The sequence below is a fragment of the Kitasatospora sp. NPDC101447 genome (genome assembly GCF_044767225.1).
Taxonomy (GTDB): domain Bacteria; phylum Actinomycetota; class Actinomycetes; order Streptomycetales; family Streptomycetaceae; genus Kitasatospora.
Genome location: NZ_JBIWNL010000012.1, coordinates 105,145 through 129,613, shown reverse-complemented (window position 1 = coordinate 129,613; position 24,469 = coordinate 105,145). Strand labels below are relative to the sequence as shown.

At 75.0% G+C, this 24,469-nt stretch carries 17 protein-coding genes; 11 read left to right on the top strand and 6 right to left on the bottom strand.

The window, feature by feature from the left end; genetic code table 11:
* Positions 1-35 precede the first annotated feature (35 nt).
* Both guaA and ACIRST_RS19205 read left to right on the top strand, forming a co-directional pair.
* A complete protein-coding gene (gene guaA / locus ACIRST_RS19210; protein ID WP_350519952.1) occupies positions 36-1,631 on the top strand; it encodes a glutamine-hydrolyzing GMP synthase in 1,596 nt (531 codons plus the stop codon).
* Positions 1,632-1,848: 217 nt separating this feature from the next.
* Positions 1,849-2,865: a Rieske 2Fe-2S domain-containing protein gene (locus ACIRST_RS19205; RefSeq protein WP_350519953.1), complete on the top strand. Its 1,017-nt coding sequence runs from the start codon at positions 1,849-1,851 to the stop codon at positions 2,863-2,865.
* Positions 2,866-2,877: 12 nt separating this feature from the next.
* Here the strand turns inward: ACIRST_RS19205 and ACIRST_RS19200 are convergent, their stop codons facing one another.
* Both ACIRST_RS19200 and ACIRST_RS19195 read right to left on the bottom strand, forming a co-directional pair.
* On the bottom strand, positions 2,878-3,087 hold the full coding sequence (locus ACIRST_RS19200) for a hypothetical protein (protein ID WP_402803199.1): 210 nt from the start codon (positions 3,085-3,087) through the stop codon (positions 2,878-2,880).
* Positions 3,084-4,529, bottom strand: coding sequence for a PspC domain-containing protein (locus tag ACIRST_RS19195; RefSeq protein ID WP_402803198.1), 1,446 nt, complete (start codon positions 4,527-4,529; stop codon positions 3,084-3,086). The genes ACIRST_RS19200 and ACIRST_RS19195 overlap by 4 nt, the downstream gene beginning before the upstream one ends.
* 134 nt (positions 4,530-4,663) lie before the next feature.
* On the opposite strand from ACIRST_RS19195, the gene ACIRST_RS19190 reads away from it, so the two are divergent.
* From ACIRST_RS19190 to pcrA, 3 genes are all read left to right on the top strand, one after another.
* The gene (locus tag ACIRST_RS19190; protein ID WP_396549237.1) at positions 4,664-6,121 is read left to right on the top strand and encodes a PspC domain-containing protein; all 1,458 of its coding nucleotides are present in this window, start codon (positions 4,664-4,666) and stop codon (positions 6,119-6,121) included.
* Positions 6,114-6,815, top strand: a complete 702-nt coding sequence (locus ACIRST_RS19185; protein WP_350519956.1) for a response regulator transcription factor — start codon at positions 6,114-6,116, stop codon at positions 6,813-6,815. The genes ACIRST_RS19190 and ACIRST_RS19185 overlap by 8 nt, the downstream gene beginning before the upstream one ends.
* Before the next feature lie 97 nt (positions 6,816-6,912).
* A complete protein-coding gene (pcrA, locus tag ACIRST_RS19180) occupies positions 6,913-9,558 on the top strand; it encodes a DNA helicase PcrA (protein ID WP_350519957.1) in 2,646 nt (881 codons plus the stop codon).
* Positions 9,559-9,605: 47 nt separating this feature from the next.
* Here pcrA and ACIRST_RS19175 read toward each other — a convergent pair whose 3' ends face one another.
* Positions 9,606-10,412 carry a M23 family metallopeptidase gene (locus ACIRST_RS19175; protein WP_350519958.1) on the bottom strand — a complete coding sequence of 269 codons (807 nt, stop codon included), beginning with the start codon at positions 10,410-10,412 and terminating at the stop codon, positions 9,606-9,608.
* A gap of 324 nt (positions 10,413-10,736) precedes the next feature.
* Between ACIRST_RS19175 and ACIRST_RS19170 the strand changes: the two genes are divergently transcribed.
* Positions 10,737-11,141 carry a cobalamin B12-binding domain-containing protein gene (locus ACIRST_RS19170; protein WP_189916109.1) on the top strand — a complete coding sequence of 135 codons (405 nt, stop codon included), beginning with the start codon at positions 10,737-10,739 and terminating at the stop codon, positions 11,139-11,141.
* 134 nt (positions 11,142-11,275) lie between these two features.
* On the opposite strand, the gene ACIRST_RS19165 is transcribed toward ACIRST_RS19170, so the two are convergent.
* Together ACIRST_RS19165 and ACIRST_RS19160 are read right to left on the bottom strand one after the other, a co-directional pair.
* On the bottom strand, positions 11,276-12,877 hold the full coding sequence (locus ACIRST_RS19165) for a DUF5691 domain-containing protein (protein WP_350519959.1): 1,602 nt from the start codon (positions 12,875-12,877) through the stop codon (positions 11,276-11,278).
* A gap of 11 nt (positions 12,878-12,888) precedes the next feature.
* Positions 12,889-14,202, bottom strand: a complete 1,314-nt coding sequence (locus ACIRST_RS19160; RefSeq protein WP_402803197.1) for an SWIM zinc finger family protein — start codon at positions 14,200-14,202, stop codon at positions 12,889-12,891.
* Between the two features lie 224 nt (positions 14,203-14,426).
* Between ACIRST_RS19160 and ACIRST_RS19155 the strand changes: the two genes are divergently transcribed.
* From ACIRST_RS19155 to sucD, 5 genes are all read left to right on the top strand, one after another.
* Complete coding sequence (locus ACIRST_RS19155) at positions 14,427-15,509, top strand: AAA family ATPase (protein ID WP_402803196.1); 1,083 nt, start codon at positions 14,427-14,429, stop codon at positions 15,507-15,509.
* A 100-nt stretch (positions 15,510-15,609) separates the two neighbouring features.
* A complete protein-coding gene (locus ACIRST_RS19150; protein WP_402803195.1) occupies positions 15,610-18,024 on the top strand; it encodes a DUF5682 family protein in 2,415 nt (804 codons plus the stop codon).
* Positions 18,025-18,172: 148 nt separating this feature from the next.
* A complete protein-coding gene (locus tag ACIRST_RS19145; RefSeq protein WP_402803240.1) occupies positions 18,173-19,339 on the top strand; it encodes a VWA domain-containing protein in 1,167 nt (388 codons plus the stop codon).
* A gap of 303 nt (positions 19,340-19,642) precedes the next feature.
* Entirely contained in the window at positions 19,643-20,815 is a 1,173-nt protein-coding gene (gene sucC, locus ACIRST_RS19140; protein ID WP_350519964.1) for an ADP-forming succinate--CoA ligase subunit beta, read from the top strand.
* A gap of 18 nt (positions 20,816-20,833) precedes the next feature.
* A complete protein-coding gene (sucD, locus tag ACIRST_RS19135) occupies positions 20,834-21,724 on the top strand; it encodes a succinate--CoA ligase subunit alpha (RefSeq protein ID WP_350519965.1) in 891 nt (296 codons plus the stop codon).
* 106 nt (positions 21,725-21,830) lie between these two features.
* Here the strand turns inward: sucD and ACIRST_RS19130 are convergent, their stop codons facing one another.
* Complete coding sequence (locus ACIRST_RS19130; RefSeq protein WP_402803194.1) at positions 21,831-24,368, bottom strand: LuxR C-terminal-related transcriptional regulator; 2,538 nt, start codon at positions 24,366-24,368, stop codon at positions 21,831-21,833.
* Positions 24,369-24,469 lie beyond the last annotated feature (101 nt).

The window sequence follows — 24,469 nt, the reverse complement described above, 5'->3', positions numbered from 1 at the left end:
CGTGACACCCCGATACCGCTGCCGGAAGGCCGTCTGTGTCCTCTGCAATTCCCGTCCAGTCCGCGCCGGACAACGACACCGTCCTGGTGGTCGACTTCGGCGCCCAGTACGCCCAGCTCATCGCCCGTCGGGTGCGTGAGGCGCGGGTCTACAGCGAGATCGTGCCGAGCAGCATGCCCGTCGCCGAGATGCTCGCCAAGAACCCCAAGGCGATCATCCTCTCCGGCGGCCCGTCGTCGGTCTACGAAGAGGGCGCGCCGCAGCTCGACCGCGCGATCTTCGAGGCCGGTGTCCCGGTCTTCGGCATGTGCTACGGCTTCCAGCTGATGGCCAAGGTCCTGGGCGGCACCGTCGACAACAACGGTGCCCGCGAGTACGGTCGCACCCCGCTGGCCGTCTCCCGCACCGGCTCCACCCTGTTCGAGGGCGTCCCGGCGCAGCACTCGGTGTGGATGTCGCACGGCGACGCCTGCTCCGCCGCGCCGGAGGGCTTCACCGTCACCGCCTCCACCGACCTGGTCCCGGTCGCCGCGTTCGAGAACGACGAGGCCCGCCTGTACGGCGTCCAGTACCACCCCGAGGTGCTGCACTCCGACCACGGCCAGCAGATCCTGGAGCACTTCCTCTACCGCGGCGCGGGCATCGCTCCGACCTGGACCACCGGCAGCGTGGTCGAGGAGCAGATCGCCCTGATCCGCGAGCAGGTCGGCAACAAGCGCGCGATCTGCGGCCTGTCCGGCGGCGTGGACTCCGCGGTCGCGGCCGCCCTGGTCAACAAGGCCATCGGCGACCGGCTGACCTGCGTCTACGTCGACCACGGCCTGATGCGCAAGGGCGAGACCGAGCAGGTCGAGAAGGACTTCGTGGCCGCCACCGGCGTGCAGCTGAAGGTCGTCGACGCCGCCGAGCGCTTCCTGGACGCGCTGAAGGGGGTCACCGACCCCGAGGAGAAGCGCAAGATCATCGGCCGTGAGTTCATCCGGGTCTTCGAGCAGGCCCAGGCCGAGATCATCGCCGAGGCCGGCGAGCACGGTGAGTCGGTCGACTTCCTGGTCCAGGGCACCCTGTACCCGGACGTGGTGGAGTCCGGTGGCGGTACCGGCACCGCCAACATCAAGTCGCACCACAACGTCGGCGGCCTGCCCGAGGACCTGCAGTTCCAGCTGGTCGAGCCGCTGCGCAAGCTGTTCAAGGACGAGGTCCGGATGGTCGGCCAGGAGCTGGGCCTGCCGGAGGAGATCGTCCAGCGCCAGCCGTTCCCGGGCCCCGGCCTGGGCATCCGGATCGTCGGTGAGGTCACCGAGGAGCGCCTGGACCTGCTCCGCGACGCCGACGCGATCGCCCGCGAGGAGCTGACCGCGGCCGGTCTGGACCGCGAGATCTGGCAGTGCCCGGTCGTGCTGCTCGCCGACGTGCGCAGCGTGGGCGTGCAGGGCGACGGCCGCACCTACGGCCACCCGATCGTGCTGCGTCCGGTCTCCTCCGAGGACGCCATGACCGCGGACTGGTCGCGCCTGCCGTACGACGTGCTGGCCCGGATCTCCACCCGGATCACCAACGAGGTCCGCGACGTGAACCGCGTCGTCGTCGACGTCACCAGCAAGCCGCCGGGCACCATCGAGTGGGAGTGACCACTCCCGCCGGCCGCTGAGGACCGTCGCCGACGGACTCCGGCCGGAGCCTGAACGGCCGCGCCGTCGTTCCCGTACTGAAGGGAGCGGCGGCGCGGCCGTTCGCGGTGCGGGACCGCTCCCCGTGGTGGGACCTCCCACCGAAAGCGGGCAGGAGCGGGCAGAATGCGGACCGGACCTGTCAGGGAGTGGCAGGCCGAGAGGGAAGGTGTGCGGGATGTCGGAGGCCAGCAAGCCGATGCCGGCCGGCGGGGCAGCGGCCGGTCGGACCGACCGGGCGGCGCAGCTGCGCGCGCTCGCGTCGAAGTACGCGCTGCTCCCGCTGCGGCTCTTCCTCGGCGTCACCTTCGTCTACGCCGCCCTCGACAAGCTCTCCGACGGGCACTTCCTGGCCGGGGCGGGCGACCCGGCCTCCTTCGTCTCGCAGACCCAGGCGGCCAAGGCGGGCGGCAGCCCGATCTCCTTCCTGCTCGGCCCGGCACTCCACCACTCGACGCTGTTCGCGCTCGCCGTCGCCTTCGGCGAGCTGGCGGTCGGGCTCGGCACCCTGCTCGGTCTCTGGGGCCGGGTCGCGGCGCTCGGCGGCGCGCTCCTCAACCTCAGCCTCTGGCTGACCGTCAGCTGGAGCGTCGCGCCGTACTACCTCGGCAACGACCTCGCCTACCTGATGGCCTGGACCCCGCTGGTGCTGGCCGGCACCCCGTACCTGTCGCTGGACGGCTACCTCGCCCGCCGGGCCGACCGGGACCGCGCGCGGGGGCTGGGCGAGGACCACGTCAAGCGCCGGGCGCTGGTGGACGGCGGGATCGCGGCCGTCGCGATCGGCGGCGCCGGGCTGCTCTCCGGCTCGCTGACCCGCACCTTCGGCCGGGACAAGGCCGCGCCCAAGCAGTCGGCGGCCCCGGTCTCCGCCGCCCCGGCGTCCGCGCCCACGGTGCCCGTCGCGAGCGTGCCGGTCGGCGGCTCGGCCCAGGTCAAGGACCCGGCCACCGGGGACGCCGTCTACATCGTGCAGCCCAAGGCGGGCCAGTACTGCGGCCTGTCCTCGGTGTGCACCCACTCCGGCTGCGCCGTGGACGCCCCGAAGGACGGCCGGCTCTACTGCCCCTGCCACGGCTCCCGGTTCGACGCCGCCACGGGTGCGGTGGTGAACGGGCCGGCGGTCAAGCCGCTGCCGAAGTACACCGTCACCAAGGACGGCGACAAGCTGACCCTGGGCCCGCAGCAGAGCTGAGGCCCGGGCGGGTCACTCCTTGCGGTCGGGGCGGCCGCGCCGGGCCACCGCGGCGACCGCGCCGGCCAGACCGCCGACGCCGAGCACGATGAACGTGACGGGGATGACGATCCGCCCGTTCACCGACTGGTCGTTGAGCGCGGCGACCAGGTAGAGCACGGCGAGCACGGTGAACAGCCCACCCGCGATCAGCGAGAACAGGTCGAGCCGGTGCTTCCTCACTGCTGGACCACCTTGATGTCGCCGAGCCCGATTCCGAGTTCGAGGTTGAGCGTGCCCTTGGAGGCCTGGCCGTTGACCGGGCCGATCAGATAGGTGTGCCGTCCGGTGCTGTCGCTGCGGTCGCCCGGGACGTCGATGTCGCCGAGGCCCACCCGGGCGACCACGTTCACGGTCACGTCGGCCGGCACGGTGACGGTCATGTCGCCGGCGCCGAGGTCGACCTTGGTGGCGAGGGTGGCCCCGGCCGGGTCGAGTCCGGAGAGGTCCAGCCGGAGGGATCCGGCCCCGAGGTTGTAGCGGTCGTGCAGGTCGGACGTCGCGGTGACCGTCCACTCGCGCGGGCCGACGGCGTTCTTCATCGAGTCCGGCGAGTGGCCGACGAAGGCCAGCGCCAGGGTCAGCAGCAGTCCGGTCGCGGCCAGCTTGCGGGCCCGGCCGAACTTCGCGCCGACCAGCAGGGTCAGGCCGACCACCAGCAGCGCGGCGGCCAGCGCGGTCGTGCTCAGCGCGGTGGGGTCGTGGTGGTTCCGGGAGGACGCCCAGACCGCGGTGGCCGCGCCGATCGCCAGCAGGAAGCCGAAGAAGCCGAGCGCCGAACCCTCCCGGGGGTGCCGCACGGCGGCGGCCTCGGCGCGGCGCTTGGGGCCGGCCTTGCGCAGCGGGTCGCCCTCGGGCAGGTCGGCGCGCTGCCACCAGGGCTGGGCCGGGCCGCCGGCCGGCGGCACCGGGGTGCCGAACGGCGGGGTCGGGTTCGCGGAGGCGGCGCCGTACGGGTTGCGCTCGGGGTGGCGGGGGTCCCACAGGTAGCCGCTCGGGCCCGGGGGCGGGGCGTCGGTGGGGACCGTTCCGGCGGCCCGGTCGGCGGTGTGGTGGGCGCGCGCCGCCTCGTCGGACGCCGGCCGCGGCCAGACGTAGCCCTCGGCCCCGGCCGCCCCGGCCTCGGACTCGGGGAAGTGGCGGTCGTACGGGCCGCCCTGCCGGTGGCCGCGCCCCCGGCCGCGACGGCGGTCCGGGTCGTAGCGCACCGCGAGGAAGACCAGGCCGGCGAGCAGCAGCAGCGGGAACAGCTGGTCGCCGTCGCCCATCGAGGAGAAGAACACCCCGGTGCCGATCACGGTCAGCAGCACCGCGCCGACCGACTGGCCGTCCACCCGGCCGGTGAGCACCCGCTGGAGCTCGGTGCGCCCGCCGCGGCCCTTGGGGTCGTCGTCCGTCGGGACGATCAGCCACGCCAGGCCGTACAGGAACAGCCCGAGGCCGCCGGAGAGGCAGAGCACCACGGTGACCACGCGGAAGACCACCGGGTCGATGTCCAGGTGCCGGCCGAGGCCGCCGCAGACGCCGGCCACCACGCGGTGGTGCTCGGCCCTGGTCAGTGGCGGGCGTTCCGGTTCCGGCGGGGCGGCGGGCCCGGCCTCCTCGATGCGGGGGTCCTCGGTCATGGGCACCATCCTTCCGGCAGGTGCCGGTCCGGCCCAACCGGGAGCACCCCTGCACGTACCCTGACTTGTCCCTGATAAGGGCCAGGGGCACACCCTGATGCGCCCGTACGGGCGTGCGTGGAACCATCGGTGGCGTGGCAGCCCCCGGTACCGATCCCCGAACCATCGCCCCCGACGCCGCGCCGTCGTCGGGCGCCGACCCCAACGCGCCCGACGGCGGGAAGCCGCCCTACCGCCGGCTCTACCGCAGCCCGCAGGGCCGCATGCTCGGCGGCGTCGCGCACGGCCTGGCCGTGCACCTCGGGCTGCCGGTGCGCTGGGTGCGGCTCGCCTTCGTCCTCCTGTTCTTCGCGCAGGGGATCGGCGCGCTGCTGTACGCCGCGTTCTGGTTCGTGGTGCCGATCGGCATCGGCGAGCCCTCGCAGCGCGGCGGCGCCCAGTGGGTGTACCTCAACGGGGTGTTCGTCCCGGCCGCGCCCGGGCTGCAGGGCGGCCTGCTGAGCAAGGGCCCCGCCGGCGGCCGGCTCGGGCGGCTGCGCCAGCTGCTCCAGCACACCCTCCAGGGCGAGCCGGTGACGGCGCCCGCGGAGGGCGAGGACGCGGCGCCGGCCGGCAAGAACGGGCAGGGCGGCCTCGGCCAGCTCGCCGCCCTGGTCATGGTCGTGATCGGCCTGATCGCCCTGCTCAACGTGCTCGGCGTGCAGACCGCCAAGCCGTACACCTGGCCGCTGCTGGCGATCGGCGTCGGCGTCGCGCTGGTCTGGCGGCAGGCCGACGACTCGCGCTGGCAGCGCTGGTTCGGCATCGAGGGCGAGCGCCGGCGCGGCGCCTACACCCGGGTCGGCGCGGGCGTGCTGCTCGCGGTGGCGGGCACCATCGCGCTGCTCGCCATGCAGGGCAGCGGCTCCACGCTCAGCTCGGTGATCGAGGCCTCGCTCGCGGTGCTCGCCGGGGTGCTGGTGCTGCTCGGCCCGTACGGCCTGCGGCTGTGGCAGGACCTCGGCGCCGAGCGCACCGCCCGCATCCGCGCCCAGGAGCGGGCCGAGATCGCCGCGCACATCCACGACTCCGTGCTGCACACCCTGACCCTGATCCAGCGCCGGGCCGAGGACCCCAAGGAGGTGCTGCGGCTGGCCCGCTCGCAGGAGCGCGAGCTGCGGCTGTGGCTGTACCGCCCGGAGGCCGCCGCCGAGGCCGCGCCGGACACCATGGCGGAGACCCTGCGCGCCGCCGTCGCCGAGGTCGAGGACCGGCACGGCGTCCCGGTCGAGCTGGTGATCGTCGGCGACTGCCCGATGGACGAGAGGATCGCGGCACAGATGCAGGCCGCGAGGGAGGCGACCGTCAACGCGGCCAAGTACGGTGGCGGGGGACCGGTCCAGGTCTACGCCGAGGTGGAGGGGAGGACGGTGTCGGTGTTCGTCCGCGACCACGGCCCCGGCTTCGACCCCGACACGGTGCCCGAGGACCGGATGGGCGTACGGGAGTCGATCATCGGCCGGATGAAGCGCAACGGCGGCACCGCTCGGGTGCGGCCGGCAGCGGGCGGCGGTACCGAGGTCGAGCTGGAGATGGAGAGAGCGAATGACTGAGGCAGCGCCGACGGGGGTCCCGGCGGAGGGGGCCGGGCGTACCGCGCGGGTCGTGCTGGTGGACGACCACCGGATGTTCCGGACGGGTGTCCGGGCCGAGATCGGCCGCACCGACGTGACCGGCATCGACGTGGTCGGCGAGGCCGACGACGTGGACTCCGCGGTCCGCGTGGTCGCCGAGACCCGGCCCGACGTGGTCCTGCTCGACGTCCACCTGCCCGGCGGCGGCGGTGTCGAGGTGCTGCGCCGCTCGGTCGGCGTGATGGGCGAGCAGGGAGGGGTGAAGTTCCTGGCGCTGTCGGTGTCGGACGCCGCCGAGGACGTGATCGGCGTCATCCGCGGCGGCGCGCGCGGCTACGTCACCAAGACCATCACCGGCACCGACCTGGTGAACGCGATCTTCCGGATCGCCGACGGCGACGCGGTGTTCTCGCCCCGGCTGGCCGGCTTCGTCCTGGACGCCTTCGCCGCCACCGACACCCCGCCGGTCGACGAGGACCTGGACCGCCTCACCCAGCGCGAGCGCGAGGTGCTGCGCCTGATCGCCCGCGGCTACGCCTACAAGGAGATCGCCAAGCAGCTCTTCATCTCGGTGAAGACCGTCGAGAGCCACGTCTCCGCCGTCCTGCGCAAGCTCCAGCTGAGCAACCGCCACGAGCTGACCCGCTGGGCCACCGCCCGCCGCCTGGTCTGAGCCGCGCCCGCAGTCGAGCCCGCCCGGCCGGTCCGCAGCGATGGAGCTGCTCCGGCCGGGCGGGCTTGTCGGTGGGTGGCCATAGACTCGGAGTGCCATGAGTAGCCTCTTTGACGACCTCCCGCTCCCCGGTTTCGAGGCACCCGCCGCCGGGTCGAAGCAGCCCGCCGCCCCCGTCGACCACGTCGACGAGGAACCGCCGCCGTACGAGGACGAGGTCCCGTACGACGCGTACGAGGAGGCGATCCCGGACGGGCTGTTCCAGACCGACCACGCCGCGCAGGCGGAGCGGGACGCCTGGTACCGCAACGGCGCCGCCCGCACGATGATCGACCCGGCGCAGCTGCTGGAGGGGATGAACGACCCGCAGCGCGAGGCGGTGCTGCACGCGGGGTCGCCGCTGCTGATCGTGGCCGGCGCCGGCTCGGGCAAGACCCGGGTGCTGACCCACCGGATCGCCCACCTGCTGGGCGCCCGCGGGGTGCAGCCCGGGGAGATCCTGGCGATCACCTTCACCAACAAGGCCGCCGGGGAGATGCGCGAGCGCGTCGAGGCGCTGGTCGGCCCGCGCGCCCGGGCGATGTGGGTGTCCACCTTCCACAGCGCCTGCGTGCGGATCCTGCGCCGCGAGTCCAAGCAGCTGGGGTTCACCTCCAGCTTCTCGATCTACGACTCGGCCGACTCGCAGCGGCTGATGTCGCTGGTCTGCCGCGACCTCGACCTGGACCCGAAGCAGTACCCGCCGAAGTCCTTCACGGCGAAGATCAGCAACCTCAAGAACGAGCTGATCGACGAGGAGACCTTCGCCGACCAGGCCGCCAACCCGACGGAGAAGAAGCTCGCCGAGGCGTACGCGCTGTACCAGCGGCGGCTGCGCGAGGCCAACGCGCTGGACTTCGACGACATCATCATGACGACGGTGAACCTGCTGCAGGCCTTCCCCGACGTCGCCGAGCACTACCGGCGCCGGTTCCGGCACATCCTGGTCGACGAGTACCAGGACACCAACCACGCCCAGTACATGCTGGTCCGGGAGCTGAGCGGCGGGTCCGTCGCGGCCGCGCCGAAGCGCACCGCGGACGGGGACTTCGTGAACCCGGCCGCCGCGCACCTCGCCGAGGTGCCGCCGGCCGAGCTGTGCGTCGTCGGTGACGCGGACCAGTCGATCTACGCCTTCCGCGGCGCGACCATCCGCAACATCCTCCAGTTCGAGGAGGACTACCCGAACGCGACCACGATCCTGCTGGAGCAGAACTACCGCTCCACGCAGACCATCCTGAGCGCCGCCAACGCCGTCATCGAGCGCAACGCGAACCGTCGCGAGAAGAAGCTCTGGACGGCCGGCGACCACGGGGAGAAGGTCGTCGGCTACGTCGCGGACGACGAGCACGGCGAGGCCCAGTTCATCGCCGACGAGATCGACCGGCTCACCGACAAGGGCGAGGCCAAGCCCGGCGACGTCGCGATCTTCTACCGGACCAACGCCCAGTCCCGCGTCTTCGAGGAGGTGTTCATCCGGGTCGGCCTGCCGTACAAGGTGGTCGGCGGGGTGCGCTTCTACGAGCGCAAGGAGGTCCGGGACGTCCTGGCGTACCTGCGGGTGCTCTCCAACCCGGAGGACACCGTGCCGCTGCGCCGGATCCTCAACGTGCCCAAGCGCGGCATCGGCGAGCGGGCCGAGGCGATGATCGACGCGCTGGCCGCGCGGGAGCGGATCTCCTTCGCCCAGGCGCTGGTGCGGGTGGACGAGGCGTACGGGATGGCCGCGCGCTCCGCCAACGCCGTCAAGAAGTTCAACGTCCTGATGGCCGGGCTGCGCCAGGTGGTCGAGTCGGGCGCGGGCCCGGCGGCGGTGCTGGAGGCCGTCCTGGAGGAGACCGGCTACCTGGCCGAGCTGCAGTCCTCCACCGACCCGCAGGATGAGACCCGGGTCGAGAACCTGCAGGAGCTGGCGTCCGTCGCCCTGGAGTACGAGCAGGACCCGGGCGAGCGGCCGGACGCCGGGGAGGACGGCGCGCCGCCGGTCGGCTCGCTGGCCGACTTCCTGGAGCGGGTCGCGCTGGTCGCCGACTCCGACCAGATCCCGGACGAGGACGAGGAGGGGCAGGGCGTCATCACGATGATGACCCTGCACACCGCCAAGGGCCTGGAGTTCCCGGTGGTCTTCCTGACCGGCATGGAGGACGGCATCTTCCCGCACATGCGGGCGCTGAACCAGGTCAAGGAGCTGGAGGAGGAGCGCCGGCTCGCGTACGTCGGGCTGACCAGGGCGCGCGAGCGGCTGTACCTGACCCGCTCGGTGCTGCGCAGCGCCTGGGGGCAGCCGGCGTACAACCCGGCTTCGCGGTTCCTGGAGGAGATCCCGGAGACGCTGGTGGAGTGGAAGCGCACCGGGGGAGTGCACGCGCCGGCCCAGCGCGGCTACTCCTCGGGCTCGTCCTGGGGCAAGTCCTCCTCCGGGGGCGGGAGTTCGCGTTCCTCCTCGGGGTCCTCGTCCTCCTCGTTCTCGGCCTCGGCCGCACCGAAGGCGGGCTGGGGGCAGTCCGCGCGGCGCGGCGGCAAGGTCGTCGAGCGCGACGTCGTCTCGCTGGCGGTCGGCGACCGCGTCACCCACGACAGCTTCGGGCTGGGCACGGTGGTGGCCGTGACGGGCGTGGGCGACCGGGCACAGGCCACCGTCGACTTCGGCGCGGACGGGCGCAAGCAGCTGCTGCTGCGCTACGCGCCGGTCGAGAAGCTGTAGTCCGAGAAGCTGTGGTCCCGGCGGGAAGCCGTCGGGACGTCGCAGTCCTAGCGGGGGTCCAGGCCGTTGGCCAGGAACCACGGCAGCGGGTCGATCGGCCCGCTGCCGGCCGGCCGGATCTCGAAGTGCAGGTGCGGCCCGGTGCTGTTGCCGCTGCTGCCGACGAAGGCGATGACGTCGCCCTGCTTCACCGGCCCCTTGCGGATCTTGTAGGCGCGCAGGTGGCAGTACCAGGCCTCGGTGCCGTCGGACATCTTGAGTATCGACATGTAGCCGTAGAACGGGTTCCACTGGGTGCGGATGGTGCCGTCCGCGACGGCCATGACCTGGCTGCCGCCGTCCACCGGGAAGTCGATGCCGGTGTGGCGGTTGGCCCAGTGGGTGCCCGCCTCGCCGAACAGCTCGCCGAGGCCGTGCTGCGCGACCGGCATGACCACCTTGGGCTTGACCGGTTCGGGGGCCGGCTCGGGGGTGGGCTGCGCGTCCGGGGCCCCGGTGGGCTGGGCGCCGGCCAGTGGCTGGCGGGCGTCGCCGCGCGAGGCCTGGGCCCGGTCGCCGGTCGCGACGGCCTGGGCGGCCGCCGACCCGGCGGCCGCGTGGCCGGGGGCGTCGTCCGCCGATGCCTGCGCCGGCATCCGGCCGGCGGCCTGGGCGCGCTGCTGGTCGGCCTGCCCCTGCACCGTGATCGCCGCCGCGGCCGCGACCCCGAGCGCGGCCACCGACGGCAGCGCGACCCGCAGCAGCGCCGTCCGGGTGGCCGCCTTGGCGGCGCCGCGGCGCTGGGCGCGGGACTGCTCGCGGGCGGCGAGGCGCAGCTCCGCGCGGGTCGGACGGGCGGCTGCTTCGGGAGCCATCGGGGGCTGCCTCCTCGGTGGGCCTCGGTCACGGCGTCGGTCGAGGTCGAACAGCCGTGACTGTAGCCGGAAGGCCGACGCTCCGGAAAAACCCCGTGTTGTCAAGGGGGCGCCCGGGGGGTCTGTGGGGAGGTCGGGGGTGAGAAGGGTATACCCACTGGTAGCAAGGCCCGGAGCTGTGACTTTGCCCTCCTCTTGGGAGGGGGCTCGGTCAACCGGGTCGGGTGGCGCTAACCTCCCCTCAGGTTGGTTATTGACCGTTAACCGCACCCGTGGCCCACGAGGCCCGGTGGGGTGATGGACGACGAGGTCCAGGAGGCAGTGATGAGTGTGTCGGGGCCGATCCGTGTGGTGGTCGCCAAGCCGGGGCTCGACGGTCACGACCGTGGCGCCAAGGTCATTGCGCGCGCCCTGCGCGACGCCGGTATGGAGGTCATCTACACCGGGCTGCACCAGACGCCCGAGCAGGTCGTCGACACCGCGATCCAGGAGGACGCGGACGGCATCGGGCTGTCGATCCTCTCGGGCGCCCACATGACGCTGTGCGCGCGGGTCCTGGAGCTGCTGAAGGAGCGCGACGCGGCGGACATCAAGGTCTTCTGCGGGGGGATCATCCCGGACGAGGACATCGCCGAGCTCAAGGCGATGGGCGTCGCGGACATCTTCACGCCGGGCACGCCCACCCGGGACGTGGTCGCCTGGGTCGAGGCCAACCTTCGGGCGAGCTGAGCTCCGGGCGAACCGGCCTTCGGGCGAACCGGGCTCCGGACGAGCCGGTCGTCGGTACGGCGGAGCGGGCCTGCCCCCGGGGGGCAGGCCCGCTCCGCCGTTTCCGCTTCCGCCGCCGGTCGGGCCGTCCGGCGTCAGCCCGCCAGCTCCGCGAGCATCGCGGCCCGGAACCGCAGGGTGCCCGCCAGCCGGGCGAAGGTCTCGGCCCAGGCGGAGTCCGGGGCGGCCCCGGCGGCCAACTCCTCCACCGCGTCGGCCGTCTCGGGCGCGAGCGCGCGTTCCGTCATCCCGAGCACCCCGCTGTGGCTCCACGGGTACGCGCCGGAGGCGGCAGCCCGGGCCAGGGCGTCCACCACCGCGGTGGACAGCGGCGGCGTCCACGGGGTGGCGCAGGCGCCGAGCAGCTGGAAGGCCTCGCCCAGCCCGTGCACCTCGATGAAGGCGGCCGTCCAGGCGGCCCGCTCCTCGGGCGGCAGGACGGCCAGCAGCTTGGCCGGGGCGCCGGTGGCGCGCGGGGAACGGGCCCGGCCGGCACCCCGGGTGGGCGGGACCGGCGCCGGGCCGAGCAGCGCCCGGGCCCAGGCGGCGTCGTGCTGGCGGACGGCGGCGCGCGCCCAGGCCTCCCGCAGGTCGTCGGCCCAACTGCTGTCGGTCTCGTCCATGCTGTCGCCGACCCGCAGGGCGAGCAGCTGCTCGGGCGTCAGCCCGGTGCTCTCCGGCCAGAGCGCGAGCGGCGCCGCGGCCACCACCTCGCCGAACCACCAGGCCCGTTCACCGCGCCCGGTGGGGGACTTGGGCGTGATGCCGTCGCGCTGCATCTGCGCGTCGCACTCGGCGGGCGGGGTGACCAGCAGGTGGGTGCCCGTCCCGGCGAGGCGTACGGCGGCCCGCGCCCGGCCGGCCATCCGGCCCGCCAGGGCGGAGCCGGGCAGGGTGGAGAGCAGTTCGGCGGCCGTGGCGCGGACGTTCTTGCTGCGGTCGCCGAGGGCGGCCTCCAGGAACGGCTCGTCGGCGGGGGACAGGCCGTCCTGGAGGGCGTCCAGGAAGAGCAGGCGGTCCTCGGCGCGCTCGGTGGACCAGGTGCTGCGCAGCAGTTCCAGGCCGGCCGCCGGGTCGTGGCGGCGCAGCAGGGTGAGGTGGGTGACGCGCTCGGCGAACAGGCCCTCGTGCCACAGCTGGTGGTCGGCCGGGTCGTCCTGCTCCCGGGCCGGCTCCTGGGCGGTGGTGCGCAGCACGAACCGCCAGTCGGGGTTCCGCCCGGCCAGCCAGCGGCCCAGCGGACCGGCCAACGCGACGGCGTCGGAGCGCAGTTCGCTGCGCGCGCGGGCGGCATCGAGCAGGCCGGGCACCAGCGCGGCGGGCGGCCGCAGGCCCCGGGCGCGGGCGGTGGCGAGCCACTGCGGCAGCAACTCGGTGAGGTTGGCCAGGGTGCCGCCGCCCCCGCCGCCGGTGCGGCCGGCCAGCAGCACCGCCAGCCGGCGGGCGGCCGGTTCGGGCAGCTCCGGGCGGGTGTCCCCGGGCGCGGGCGGGCCGGGCGCTTCGGCCGCCGGCACGGGCAGCGCGCCCGCCCGGCGGCGGACGGTGGCGAGGGCGGCCAGCTCCAGCAGGGCGGTGGCCTGGTCGGCGGTGTCCACGGCGTCGGCGAGCGGCAGGACGGTGGCCGGGAGCGGGCGGCGGTCGGTGCCGAGCAGGGCGCTGGTGTGCAGGGTCTCCCACGGGTCCTGGGTGATCGTCATTCTCGGTGCTCCTAGGGGTTGGTGAGGCCGACCGGCCGGTGCCCGACGGGCCAGGCGGTGACCGGTGCGAAGCCCTGGTGGCCGTACTCGCCGAAGACCGTCAGCGGGCGGCCGGTGGAGACCGCGGCCAGCCGCCACAGCGCCGCCTCCGGGACGGCCGGGGCGTGGACGGGCACGGTGTGCCGGCCGTCCGTCAGGTACCAGCCGTCCGGGGCGCGGACCGGGACGACGTCGCCGAGGACGGTCGGCCAGGCCTCCAGCCACGGGTCGTCGGCGACGGCGGTGCCGTAGCCGGCCGTCGCCTCGGCGACGGTGAGCCCGGCGGGCGGGTCGGCCGGGCCGGCCTCGGGCGCGCCGTAGCGGGTGCCGAGGGCGGCGCGCAGCGGGCGGGCGCCGGGGTGGTAGGCGAGGTCGGCCTCCAGCAGGTGGCCGGTGGGCAGGGCGAGGTCGGGGGCCTGGCCGGGGCGGCCGAAGGCCAGCAGCAGGGCCGGACGGCCGGTCTTGGCGCCGCGCAGCCAGACCCGGCGGGTGGTGAGCCGGTCGTCGGAGCCCCCCTCCATCGGCACCGTGCGGCTGCCGAGCACCAGCCAGCGGTCGCGGACGGTGGGGCCGGCCAGCACCTCGGCGGCGTCCAGGGTGTAGCCGACCCGGGCGCGGACGGTCGCGGCCAGCTCGGCGGGCAGTTCGTCGACCCGGGTGGCGGCGGTGGCGAGCAGGTGGAGCATCGCGTACTCCTCCAGCAGCCGTTCCTGCGGCACGGTGTCGAGTTCGCGGACCCGGGCGGCCAGGCCGGGGGCCTGCGCGTCGACCATCCGGGCGGCGACCTCCTCCCACGGGCCGGCGGTGGACCGGTCGGCCAGGCCGTGCCGGATCCGGTCGGCCAGGCGCAGCCGCAGCTCGGCCGCGCCGGCCGCGACCCGGGCGCCGCGCTTCTCGGCCCGGCGGCGGGCGGCCTCCGGGTCGACCGGAGCCGTCGCACGCTTCTCGGCGCGCTCCCGGCGGGACGTGAGCCAGTCGGCCGCCCAGTCGGCGGGTTCGGCGGCCGGGACGGCCCCGGGAGAGCCGCTCCACAGCAGGAGGAGCCCGAGCGCGTGCTTGCACGGGAACTTCCGGCTGGGGCAGCTGCACTGGTAGGCGGGCGTGGCGAGTTCGATCACGGTGCGGTACGGCGTGCGGCCGCTGCCCCTGCACTCGCCCCAGAGCGCGGTGCCGTCGGTGCCGGCGCCGGACCACGACGCGGGCGAGGAGAGCTTGCCCGCCGCCTTCTGCGACGCGGCGTCAGGCGCCAGGGACAGGACGTGTTCGGTGCTCCAGCGTTCCTCCATGCGACCGACCGTAGGCGGCGGCACTGACAGTGGCTGACTGCCCGTCCGCGGGCCGCCATCCGGGCCTCCCGCGGGCCTCCTCCCGGGCCTCCCGCGGGCCGCCGGGCGTTGTCAGTGGGTCGGTGCAGGGTGGTTCCCACAGGCCGGGACGCCGGCCTGGCTCCCCCCGATCATCCCGCCGCCGTGGCACCCGTGCACCCGGCGGCCGACCCGAAGGAGCCCCCATGACCGACGTTCTGCGGCAGCACGCCGAGGACGCCTTCGCCGGCGAACTGGCCGCCCTGGCCGCGCAGGACGACCGTCCGCGCCCCGAGCGCTGGAAGCTGTCGCCATGGGCCGTGGCGACGTACCTGCTCGGCGGCGAACTGCCGGACGGCACCCGGATCACCCCCAAGTACATCGGCCCGCGCCGCGTCGTCGAGGTCGCCGTGACGACCCTGGCGACGGACCGCGCGCTGCTGCTGCTCGGCGTGCCCGGCACCGCGAAGACCTGGGTGTCCGAGCACCTGGCCGCCGCGATCAGCGGCGACTCCACGATGCTGGTGCAGGGCACCGCGGGCACCCCCGAGGAGGCCGTCCGGTACGGCTGGAACTACGCCCAGCTGCTCACCCGCGGCCCCGGCCCGGACGCCCTGGTGCCCTCGCCGCTGATGCGGGCGATGGCCGACGGCAGGATCGCCCGGGTCGAGGAGCTGACCCGCATCCCGGCCGACGTCCAGGACGCCCTGATCACCATCCTGTCCGAGAAGACGCTCCCGGTACCGGAGTTGGGCACCGAGACGCAGGCGGTGCGCGGCTTCAACGTGATCGCCACCGCGAACGACCGCGACCGCGGGGTCAACGAGCTCTCCAGCGCGCTGCGCCGCCGCTTCAACACCGTGGTGCTGCCGCTGCCGGGCTCGCTGGAGGAGGAGGTCGACATCGTCACCCGCCGGGTCCACCAGCTCGGGCGCTCCCTGGAGCTGCCCGAACTGCCCGGCGGCGCCGAGGAGATCAGGCGCGTGGTGACCGTCTTTCGGGAGCTGCGGGCCGGCATCACGGTGGACGGCCGGACGAAGGTCAAGACCCCGAGCGGCACCCTCTCCACCGCCGAGGCGATCTCGGTGGTCACCAACGGCGTGGCCCTGGCCACCCACTTCGGCGACGGCGTGCTGCGCGCCGGGGACGTGGCGGCCGGCATCCTCGGCGCCGTCGTCTGCGACCCGGTGGCGGACCAGGCGGTCTGGCGCGAGTACGTCGAAGGGGTGGTGCGCGAGCGCGACGGCTGGAAGGACTTCTACCGGGCCGCCCGCGAGGTGACGGCGTGAGCGGGCGACGGGAGTGCTCCCGGCCCGGGGCCGGGGGAGAACGGACCGTCGGGCGGTGCCGGCTGCGCGGAGCGCCCGCCGAGGGCAGCGGGGTGGCGGCATGAGCGCCGCCGAGGTGGCCCTGCTCGGCGTCCGCCACCACGGCCCCGGCTCCGCCCGGGCGGTGGCCGCCGCGCTGACGCAGTGGCAGCCGGACGCGGTGCTGATCGAGGGCCCGCCGGAGGCCGACGGCATCGTCCACCTGGCCGCCGAGAAGGACCTGGTGCCGCCGGTCGCGCTGCTCGCGCACGCGGTGGACGACCCGGCGAAGGCCGCCTTCTGGCCGTACGCCGAGTTCTCCCCGGAGTGGGTGGCGATCCGGCACGCCGTCGAGCACGACCTGCCGGTGCACTTCATCGACCTGCCCGCCGGGTACGGCTTCGCGGCCGCGCCCGAGGACGCGGCCGAATGCGGCGACGGGACCGATCCCGGGGACGCGCCCGGTACCGACGACGCCGACGGGCTCCCCGCCGACCCGGTGGCGCTGCTCGCCGAGGCGGCCGGGCACGACGACCCGGAGCGCTGGTGGGAGGACGTGGTCGAGCACCGCACGCCCGGCGCCGACGCGCTGGCCCCGTTCGCCGCCGTCGCCGAGGCGATGGGCGCGCTGCGCGCCGAAGGGCTCTTCGAGTCCCGCCGGGACCTGCTGCGCGAGGCGTACATGCGCGGACGGATCCGCGCCGCCCGCCGCGCCGGGCACCGGCGGATCGCCGTGGTCTGCGGGGCCTTCCACGTCCCCGCGCTGGCGGCTATGCCCACCGTCGCGCACGACCGGGCACTGCTCGCCGGGCTGCCGAAGAAGGTGCGCACGGACATCACCTGGGTGCCGTGGACGCACCGCAGGCTCTCCCAGTCGACCGGGTACGGCGCGGGCGTGCAGTCGCCCGGCTGGTACCACCACCTGTTCACCACCGACGGCGACCCGGTGCCGCGCTGGCTCACCCGGGCCGCCGGCCTGCTGCGCGCCGAGGACCACCCGGTCTCCTCCGCCCACGTCATCGAGGCGGTCCGGCTCGCCGAGACCCTGGCCGTGCTGCGCGGCCGCCCGCTGGCCGGGCTGACCGAGACCCTGGACGCCGTTCGCGCGGTGCTCTGCGAGGGCTCGGACGTCGCCCTGGAGCTGGTCCGGGACCGCCTGGTGGTCGGCGACGCGCTCGGCGAGGTGCCGGACGCCGCACCGGCGGTGCCGCTGCAGCGCGACCTGGCCCGGCTGCAGCGCTCGCTGCGGCTCAAGCCCGAGGCCGCGCCGAAGGACGTCGACCTCGACCTGCGCAAGGAGACCGACGCGGCCCGCTCCCGACTGCTGCACCGGCTGCGGCTGCTGGGCGTGGACTGGGGCGTGCCGGCCCGTTCCGCGGTCAACTCGACCGGGACGTTCCGGGAGAGCTGGCGGCTGTGCTGGCAGCCGGAGTTCGCGGTCCGGATCGCCGAGGCCGCCCAGTGGGGCACCACAGTCGAGGGCGCGGCGACCGGCAAGGCGGTCGGCACCGCCCGCGCCGCCGTCGAACTCGCCGAGCTGACCGGCCTGGTGGAGACCTGCCTGCTGGCCGGGCTGTCCGACGCGCTGCCCGCCGTGATGCGGGCGCTCGCCGACTGCGCGGCCCTGGACACCGACGTCGCGCACCTGGCGGGCGCGCTGCCCGCACTGGTCCGCGCGCTGCGCTACGGCGACGTGCGCGGCACCGACCACGGCGCGCTCGCCGGGGCGGCGGCCGGCCTGGCCGAGCGGGTCTGCGTCGGCCTGCCGCCCGCATGCGTCGGGCTGGACGCCGAGAACGCGGCGGCGATGCGCGGCCGCCTCGACGAGGTGCACGGCGCGATCGGCCTGCTGACCTCCGCCGGGCCCCGGGGCAGCTCCGCCGCACCAGGGCCGGTCGACGCCGACGCCCCGGACACCCCTGCCGGTTCCGGTGCCCCGGGCGCTCCCGACGGGCCGGTCGGCCTGGCCGACCGCTGGGCCGCCGCCCTGCGCTCGCTGGCCGCCCGCGAGCCGTCCGGCGGCCCGGCGACCGGCGCCCCCGGCCTGCTCCGCGGCCGGGCCGTCCGGCTGCTGCTGGACGACGGCCGGCTCGACTCCGAGGAGGCCGGCCGCCGCCTGCGGCTGGTCCTGTCCGTCGCCAACGCCCCGGTGGACGCGGCCGGCTGGGTCGAGGGCTTCCTGGCCGGCGGCGGCGCCCTGCTGCTGCACGACCCCCGGCTGCTCGCCCTGCTGGACGAGTGGCTGACCGGGGTGAGCGGCGAGGCCTTCACCGACGTCCTGCCGCTGCTGCGCCGTACCTTCGCCGGGCTGGAGGCGGGCGTGCGGACGACCATCGGCGGCCGGGTCGCGGCCGGCCCGCTCGGCGAACCACCGGCGGACCCTGCCCCGGCGGGCGAGCTGGACCGGGCCCGCGCCGACGCCGCCGTCCCGGTGGTGGCGCTGCTGCTCGGCGTCCGCCCGAGGATCCCCCGGCAGGCCACCGGCCGTGACACCTGACCCGCCCGGCACCCGGCACCCGGCCCACCCGGCACCCCTCACGCCCGGCCCGCCCGCCACGCCCGGCCCGCCCGCCACGCCCGGCACGCCCGCCACCCGCACCACCGACACCCGCACCACCCGACATCCGCTGAAGGAGGAGGACGAGATGGCAACGCCCACGACCGACGAACGGCTGCGCCGCTGGCGGCTGGTGCTCGGCGGCGAGGCCGACGGCACGGGCTGCACCCTGCGCGGCCGGGACGCCGCGATGGACGGCGCCCTCGCCGCGCTCTACCGCGGCGCGCCCGAGGACGGCGGCCGGGCGGGCCGCGGCGGCCGCCGCAGCGCCGGACTGGGCGGCTCGGCCCCGCAGGTGGCCCGCTGGCTGGGCGACATCCGCGCGTACTTCCCGTCCACCGTCGTCCAGCTGATGCAGCAGGACGCGATCACCCGGCTCGGACTGGACCGGCTGCTGCTGGAGCCGGAGATGCTGGAGGCCGTCGAACCGGACGTCCACCTGGTCGGCACCCTGCTCTCGCTGAAGCACGCGCTGCCCGAGACCACCCGGGAGTCCGCCCGGGCGGTGGTCGGCAAGGTGGTCGCCGACCTGGAGCGCCGGCTCGCCGACCGCACCCGGGCCGTCGTGGGCGGCGCCCTGGACCGCAGCGCCAGGGTCGACCGCCCCCGGCACCGCGACATCGACTGGGACCGGACGATCCGGGCCAACCTGAAGAACTACCTGCCCGAGCACGGCACCGTCGTCCCCGAGCGGCTGGTGGGCTACGCCCGCGCCCAGCGCGCGGTGAAGAAGGACGTCATCCTCTGCATCGACCAGTCGGGCTCGATGGCGTCCTCGGTCGTGCACTCGGCGGTCTTCGGCGCGGTGCTCGCCTCGATGCGCACCCTGGACACCCGGCTGGTCGTCTTCGACACCTCGGTGGTCGACCTCACCGAGCAGCTCAGCGACCCGGTGGACGTCCTGTTCGCGACGCGGCTCGGCGGCGGCACCGACATCAACCGCGCGCTCGCCTACTGCCAGTCGAGGATCACCCGCCCCTCCGAGACCGTCGTCGTGCTGATCAGCGACCTCTACGAGGGCGGCATCCGGGACGGCATGCTCAAGCGGGTCGCCGCGATGAAGGCGGCCGGCGTCCAGTTCATCGCCCTGCTCGCGCTCTCCGACGAAGGTGCGCCCGCCTACGACCACGCGCACGCCGCCGCTCTGGCCGCCCTCGGCGCGCCGGCCTTCGCCTGCACCCCGGACGCCTTCCCCGGGATCATGGCCGCGGCCATCGAGAAGCGTCCGATCCCGGTGCCTGACCAGGGGGTGTGACGGATTCACCCGGACGCGGGAATCCACCCGATCGGTGGACGGGACGTTCACCGGGACGCTCTAGGGTGTCTGTGACGGTTCTCACCCAAGACGGGCAGGCCCCCGGGCGGAACAGTCCCGTCCCACGGGGATAACCTGCCAGACGGACGTGACGCGCGTGTTGATTGACGTGTGCGCCCGTGGCTGTGTGGGCCGCAAGGCCGTACCTCTGCGTACCCGCACCGCCCCGACGACCCGCAGCGAAGATCCTGCCGTGGCACGCTCGTAGAGACACAATCCGCGACCACGAACAAGGACAAACACGTGGACCTGTTCGAGTACCAGGCGAGGGACCTCTTCGCCAAGCACGGCGTGCCCGTGCTTGACGGCGATGTCATCGAGACCGCCGCAGACGCTGCCGCCATCGCGGAGCGCTTCGGCGGCCGCGCCGTCGTCAAGGCTCAGGTGAAGGTGGGTGGCCGAGGCAAGGCCGGTGGCGTCAAGCTCGCCGCCGACCCGGCGGACGCCGTCGCCAAGGCCGAGCAGATCCTCGGCATGGACATCAAGGGCCACACCGTTCACAAGGTGATGCTGGCCCAGACCGCGGACATCAAGGACGAGTACTACGTCTCGTTCCTGCTGGACCGCACCAACCGCACCTTCCTGGCCATGGCCAGCGTCGAGGGCGGCGTGGAGATCGAGGTCGTCGCCGAGCAGAACCCCGAGGCGCTCGCCAAGATCCCGGTCGACGCCAACGAGGGCTGCACCCCGGAGAAGGCCGCCGAGATCGTCGCCGCGGCGAAGTTCCCGGCCGAGATCGCCGACCAGGTCGCCGAGGTCCTGCAGAAGCTGTGGACCGTCTTCATCAAGGAGGACGCCCTCCTCGTCGAGGTCAACCCGCTGATCAAGTCCGGTGACGGCAAGATCATCGCCCTCGACGGCAAGGTCTCCCTGGACGAGAACGCCGAGTTCCGCCAGCCCGAGCACGAGGCCCTGGAGGACAAGGCCGCGGCCAACCCGCTGGAGGCCGCCGCCAAGGCCAAGGGCCTGAACTACGTCAAGCTCGACGGCCAGGTCGGCATCATCGGCAACGGCGCGGGCCTCGTCATGAGCACCCTCGACGTGGTCGCCTACGCCGGTGAGAAGCACGGCGGCGTCAAGCCCGCCAACTTCCTCGACATCGGTGGCGGCGCGTCCGCCGAGGTCATGGCGAACGGCCTGGAGATCATCCTGGGCGACCCCGACGTCAAGTCGGTCTTCGTCAACGTCTTCGGTGGCATCACCGCGTGCGACGCGGTCGCCAACGGCATCGTCCAGGCCCTCGCGCTCCTGGAGAGCAAGGGCGAGAACGTCTCCAAGCCGCTGGTCGTCCGCCTGGACGGCAACAACGCGGAGCTGGGTCGCAAGATCCTCGACGACGCCAACCACCCGCTGGTCCAGCGCGTGGACACCATGGACGGCGCCGCTGACCGCGCCGCCGAGCTGGCCAACAAGTAAGGAAGGGGACTTAACACCATGGCTATCTTCCTTACCAAGGACAGCAAGGTCATCGTCCAGGGCATGACCGGCGCCGAGGGCATGAAGCACACCCGCCGCATGCTCGCCTCCGGCACCCAGATCGTCGGCGGTGTCAACCCGCGCAAGGCCGGCACCACGGTCGACGTCGACGGCACCGAGATCCCGGTCTTCGGCTCCGTCGCCGAGGCGATGGAGAAGACCGGCGCCGACGTCTCGGTCCTCTTCGTGCCGCCGGCCTTCACCAAGGCCGCCGTCGTCGAGGCCATCGACGCCGAGATCGGCCTGGCCGTCGTCATCACCGAGGGCGTTCCGGTGCACGACACCGCCGCCTTCTGGGCGCACGCCGGTGCCAAGGGCAACAAGACCCGCATCATCGGCCCGAACTGCCCCGGTCTCATCAGCCCCGGACAGTCGAACGCCGGCATCATCCCGGCCGACATCACCACCTCCGGCAAGATCGGCCTGGTCTCGAAGTCCGGCACCCTGACGTACCAGCTCATGTACGAGCTGCGCGACATCGGCTTCACCTCGGCCGTCGGCATCGGTGGCGACCCGGTCATCGGCACCACCCACATCGACGCTCTCAAGGCCTTCCAGGAGGACCCGGAGACCGAGATCATCGTCATGATCGGTGAGATCGGTGGCGACGCCGAGGAGCGTGCCGCGGACTTCATCAAGGCGAACGTGACCAAGCCGGTCGTCGGCTACGTCGCGGGCTTCACCGCCCCCGAGGGCAAGACCATGGGCCACGCCGGCGCCATCGTCTCCGGCTCCTCGGGCACCGCCCAGGCGAAGAAGGAGGCCCTGGAGGCCGCCGGTGTCAAGGTCGGCAAGACGCCGTCCGAGACCGCCCGCCTGGCCCGCGAGATCATCGCCGCCCAGGCCTGATCCCCGCGCCGAAGCGCAGCGAGCGCCCCCGCCCTCCCCGGGCGGGGGCGCTCGCCTGTTCTCAGCGGCCCGTCTCTCGGCGATCCTTCTCCCGGGCGCCTGTCCCTCAGTGACCCGTCGGCCCCGTCGTGCAGGGCAGCGGCGACCACATCCGGCAGACCGCCGGCCCCCGCGGCGGCGGGGCGTCCGCTCCCCTTGCCGCCGCCGGGAGCTCCCAGCGCGCGACCGCCTGGGTGTGCGGCTCCACCAGCACCGCCTCCAGCCCCGGCGCCGGGCTGCACCACAGGCTGCTGATCCCGTTCGGTGCCCCGCCCGGCAGCACCGGCACGCCCGGCTCCTGCGCCTCGCCGACCGGCAGGCACAGCGAGGGCGTCGGCGGATCCGACGGCCGGAACAGCACCGCAGGCCGCACCCCCGCCAGGGTCGCCAGCGTCGCCCCGCCCACCGCCACCGTCAGCAGCGCCGCCGCGCCCGTTCGGCTCGCCGTCCACAAGCGGTGCCGGGCCCGCAGCACCGGGATCGGCGAGCGGTGCGGCTGGGGGCAACCCCGGACCGCCGCCCGGTGCAGCAGCAGGCTCAGCCCGTCCGCGAACCCCGGCGCCGCCGGATCCGGCCCCACCAGGTCCGGCACCCACAGCGCCAGCGCCGTCCGGGCCGTCCACACCCGCCCCTCGGCGGCCGCCTGCGTCGACTCCACCTCCACGGCGATGGCCGCCGCCGTCAGCCCCAGGCCGTCGTGCAGCACCAGCGCCCGGCGCTGCGGCCGCGACAGGCGCTTGAGGGCCTTCAGCAACGCGCGGTCCCGGTCGGTCAGCCGGTCGTGGTCCGGCAGGACCGCCTGCGACTCGTCCGCCGGCCGCACCTTGATCCGCCGGTGCGGAAGGCTCCACGCGTGCGCCCGCCGCGGCCCGCCCCGGTGCCACGGCGACAGCGCCAGCTCGAAGGCCCGCAGCCGCACCCACCCCTCCGGGTCACCCGATCCGGCCACCGCGGGCCACCTGCGCCGCGCCTCCCCGAAGGCCCGCCGCACACAGTGCACCGCGCGGTGGCGGCAGGCGGTCAGCAGGAACGCCTGCTGCACCAGGCGGGTGTGCGCCGATTCGTACAGCTCCTCGAAGGTCGGCGCCGGGAGGTCGGCGGGGAGCGGTGCGGCGGGCGGGACGGCCGGCGACGGGTCGCGGTGCCGCTCGGGCGGCCGGGCGCTCCCGTCCGCGACCGGTGCGGTCGCTGCGGGCGGGGCCGTGTGCGCCGGTCCGCCGTGCCCGTCCGTGCCCGCGGGGGGCTGCTCGCTGCCCGCCGCGGTGCCACCTGCTTCCGGGCCCGCCCGGTCACGCCCGGCCGCGGCGGGCGGGGGCGTGTCCGGACCCGGCTGCGCGCGCCCGCCGCCGGAGCGGCGCTGCGGCCCCTCCGCCGTGGTGGCGGCCCGGACCTCCGCAGCCACGTCGCCGCGCCTCGCCGGGTGCGCGGAGCCCGCCCGGTCCGGCCCGTCGGCGGAGGACGCGGCCAGTCGGCTGGTTGTGGCTGTGGCGGCCCGGGGAGTCCCCGTCGGCTCGTCGCGGTCCGGTACGGCGCCCGAGGGGGCCGTGCGGTCGGCGGAGGGGGGCCGCCGGTGCTCCGGAGTGGGAGCTTCGGCCGTGCCGTCGCGCTCCTCCCGGGCGGCCTGCTGCGCGCGGCCGGCGTCGGCCGGTCGCGGTCCGTCCTCGTCCGCGGCACCGCTTCTCCCGCGTGCCGCCGTCTCGGCCGGTGCGGTCTCCTTCGCGACGACCGGTGCCGCAGTCGCGACGACCGGTGCGGTACGGCCCCGTCGTCCTCGCCGTGCGGCGGCCGACGGTGCCGGGCCGCTGACGGCGCCGGTGCGCGGCCCCTCGTCGGCTGCCGGAGCGGTGTCGGGGCGGTTCGGCGGGGTGGCGCGGTCGGGACGGGTGGCCGGACGCCCGCGCGCGGGCGTGTGCGCCGTGTCTCCGCGCTCCTGCCGGGCGCGTTGCGCCGACCGGCCGCGTCGGGCGCCGGTGGCCGGGCCCCGCCCGTCGCCCGTGGGCGCCTCCTCCCGGTCCGGGACCGTGGGGGCCGCGGCCCGGGGGTTCGCGGGCGGGGGCGCCGCCGTCGGCCCGGCCGGCGCCAGGCGGGCGTTGCCGTCGCGTCCGCCGTCGCGTCCGCCGTCGCGTCCGCCGTCGCGTCCGGCGTCGCGTCCTCCGCCGCTCCCGGAGACCGGGAGCCCGTCCGGCGCGCCCGCGGTGTCGGGGCGCCCCGACGCCTGCGCGGCGGTCGGTGCGGCTGCGCCGTAGGCGGTCGGCCGGCCGTTGGAGGAGACGGGGCCGAGGGAGGACGGGGTGAGACCGGCGAAGTTCGCCGGGCCCGGGGGCGGGACGTACGGCAGGGAGCCCGCGGCGAGGGTGACGGCCTCGGCCTCGCTGGAGGCGCCGAGCTTCCGCATGGCGCGCAGGAGGTAGCTGCGGGCGGTGGTGGGGGTGACGCCGAGGGAGGCGGCGGTGCGGGGGAGGTCGTGGCCGGCGGCGAGGTGGGCGAGGGTCTGGGCCTCACGGGGAGTCAGTTTCCGCAGCAGGCGCGCCGGGGAGTGGTCGGCGCGGGCGGGGTCGCGGTGGCGCTCGGGGGTGGGGGAGTCCGCGGTCGGCGGCGTGGTCATCAGACACTCCGGGCCGGGGTGCCGACGGTGCGGGGGCAGGGTCTGAAAATGCGCATAAGCCAATAATCTGGGACACGGCGGCGGTTTGCCGCTTCACGGAG

What these genes read in the sequence shown, in the direction of transcription:
- ACIRST_RS19155 (WP_402803196.1), top strand. Translation starts at nt 14,427, where the DNA reads ATGACCGACGTTCTGCGGCAGCACGCCGAGGACGCCTTCGCCGGCGAA.
- ACIRST_RS19185 (WP_350519956.1), top strand. Translation starts at nt 6,114, where the DNA reads ATGACTGAGGCAGCGCCGACGGGGGTCCCGGCGGAGGGGGCCGGGCGT.
- ACIRST_RS19160 (WP_402803197.1), bottom strand. Translation starts at nt 14,202, where the DNA reads ATGGAGGAACGCTGGAGCACCGAACACGTCCTGTCCCTGGCGCCTGAC.
- ACIRST_RS19205 (WP_350519953.1), top strand. Translation starts at nt 1,849, where the DNA reads ATGTCGGAGGCCAGCAAGCCGATGCCGGCCGGCGGGGCAGCGGCCGGT.
- ACIRST_RS19165 (WP_350519959.1), bottom strand. Translation starts at nt 12,877, where the DNA reads ATGACGATCACCCAGGACCCGTGGGAGACCCTGCACACCAGCGCCCTG.
- ACIRST_RS19170 (WP_189916109.1), top strand. Translation starts at nt 10,737, where the DNA reads ATGAGTGTGTCGGGGCCGATCCGTGTGGTGGTCGCCAAGCCGGGGCTC.
- ACIRST_RS19130 (WP_402803194.1), bottom strand. Translation starts at nt 24,368, where the DNA reads ATGACCACGCCGCCGACCGCGGACTCCCCCACCCCCGAGCGCCACCGC.
- ACIRST_RS19145 (WP_402803240.1), top strand. Translation starts at nt 18,173, where the DNA reads ATGGCAACGCCCACGACCGACGAACGGCTGCGCCGCTGGCGGCTGGTG.
- ACIRST_RS19150 (WP_402803195.1), top strand. Translation starts at nt 15,610, where the DNA reads ATGAGCGCCGCCGAGGTGGCCCTGCTCGGCGTCCGCCACCACGGCCCC.
- ACIRST_RS19175 (WP_350519958.1), bottom strand. Translation starts at nt 10,412, where the DNA reads ATGGCTCCCGAAGCAGCCGCCCGTCCGACCCGCGCGGAGCTGCGCCTC.
- sucD (WP_350519965.1), top strand. Translation starts at nt 20,834, where the DNA reads ATGGCTATCTTCCTTACCAAGGACAGCAAGGTCATCGTCCAGGGCATG.
- ACIRST_RS19195 (WP_402803198.1), bottom strand. Translation starts at nt 4,529, where the DNA reads ATGACCGAGGACCCCCGCATCGAGGAGGCCGGGCCCGCCGCCCCGCCG.
- pcrA (WP_350519957.1), top strand. Translation starts at nt 6,913, where the DNA reads ATGAGTAGCCTCTTTGACGACCTCCCGCTCCCCGGTTTCGAGGCACCC.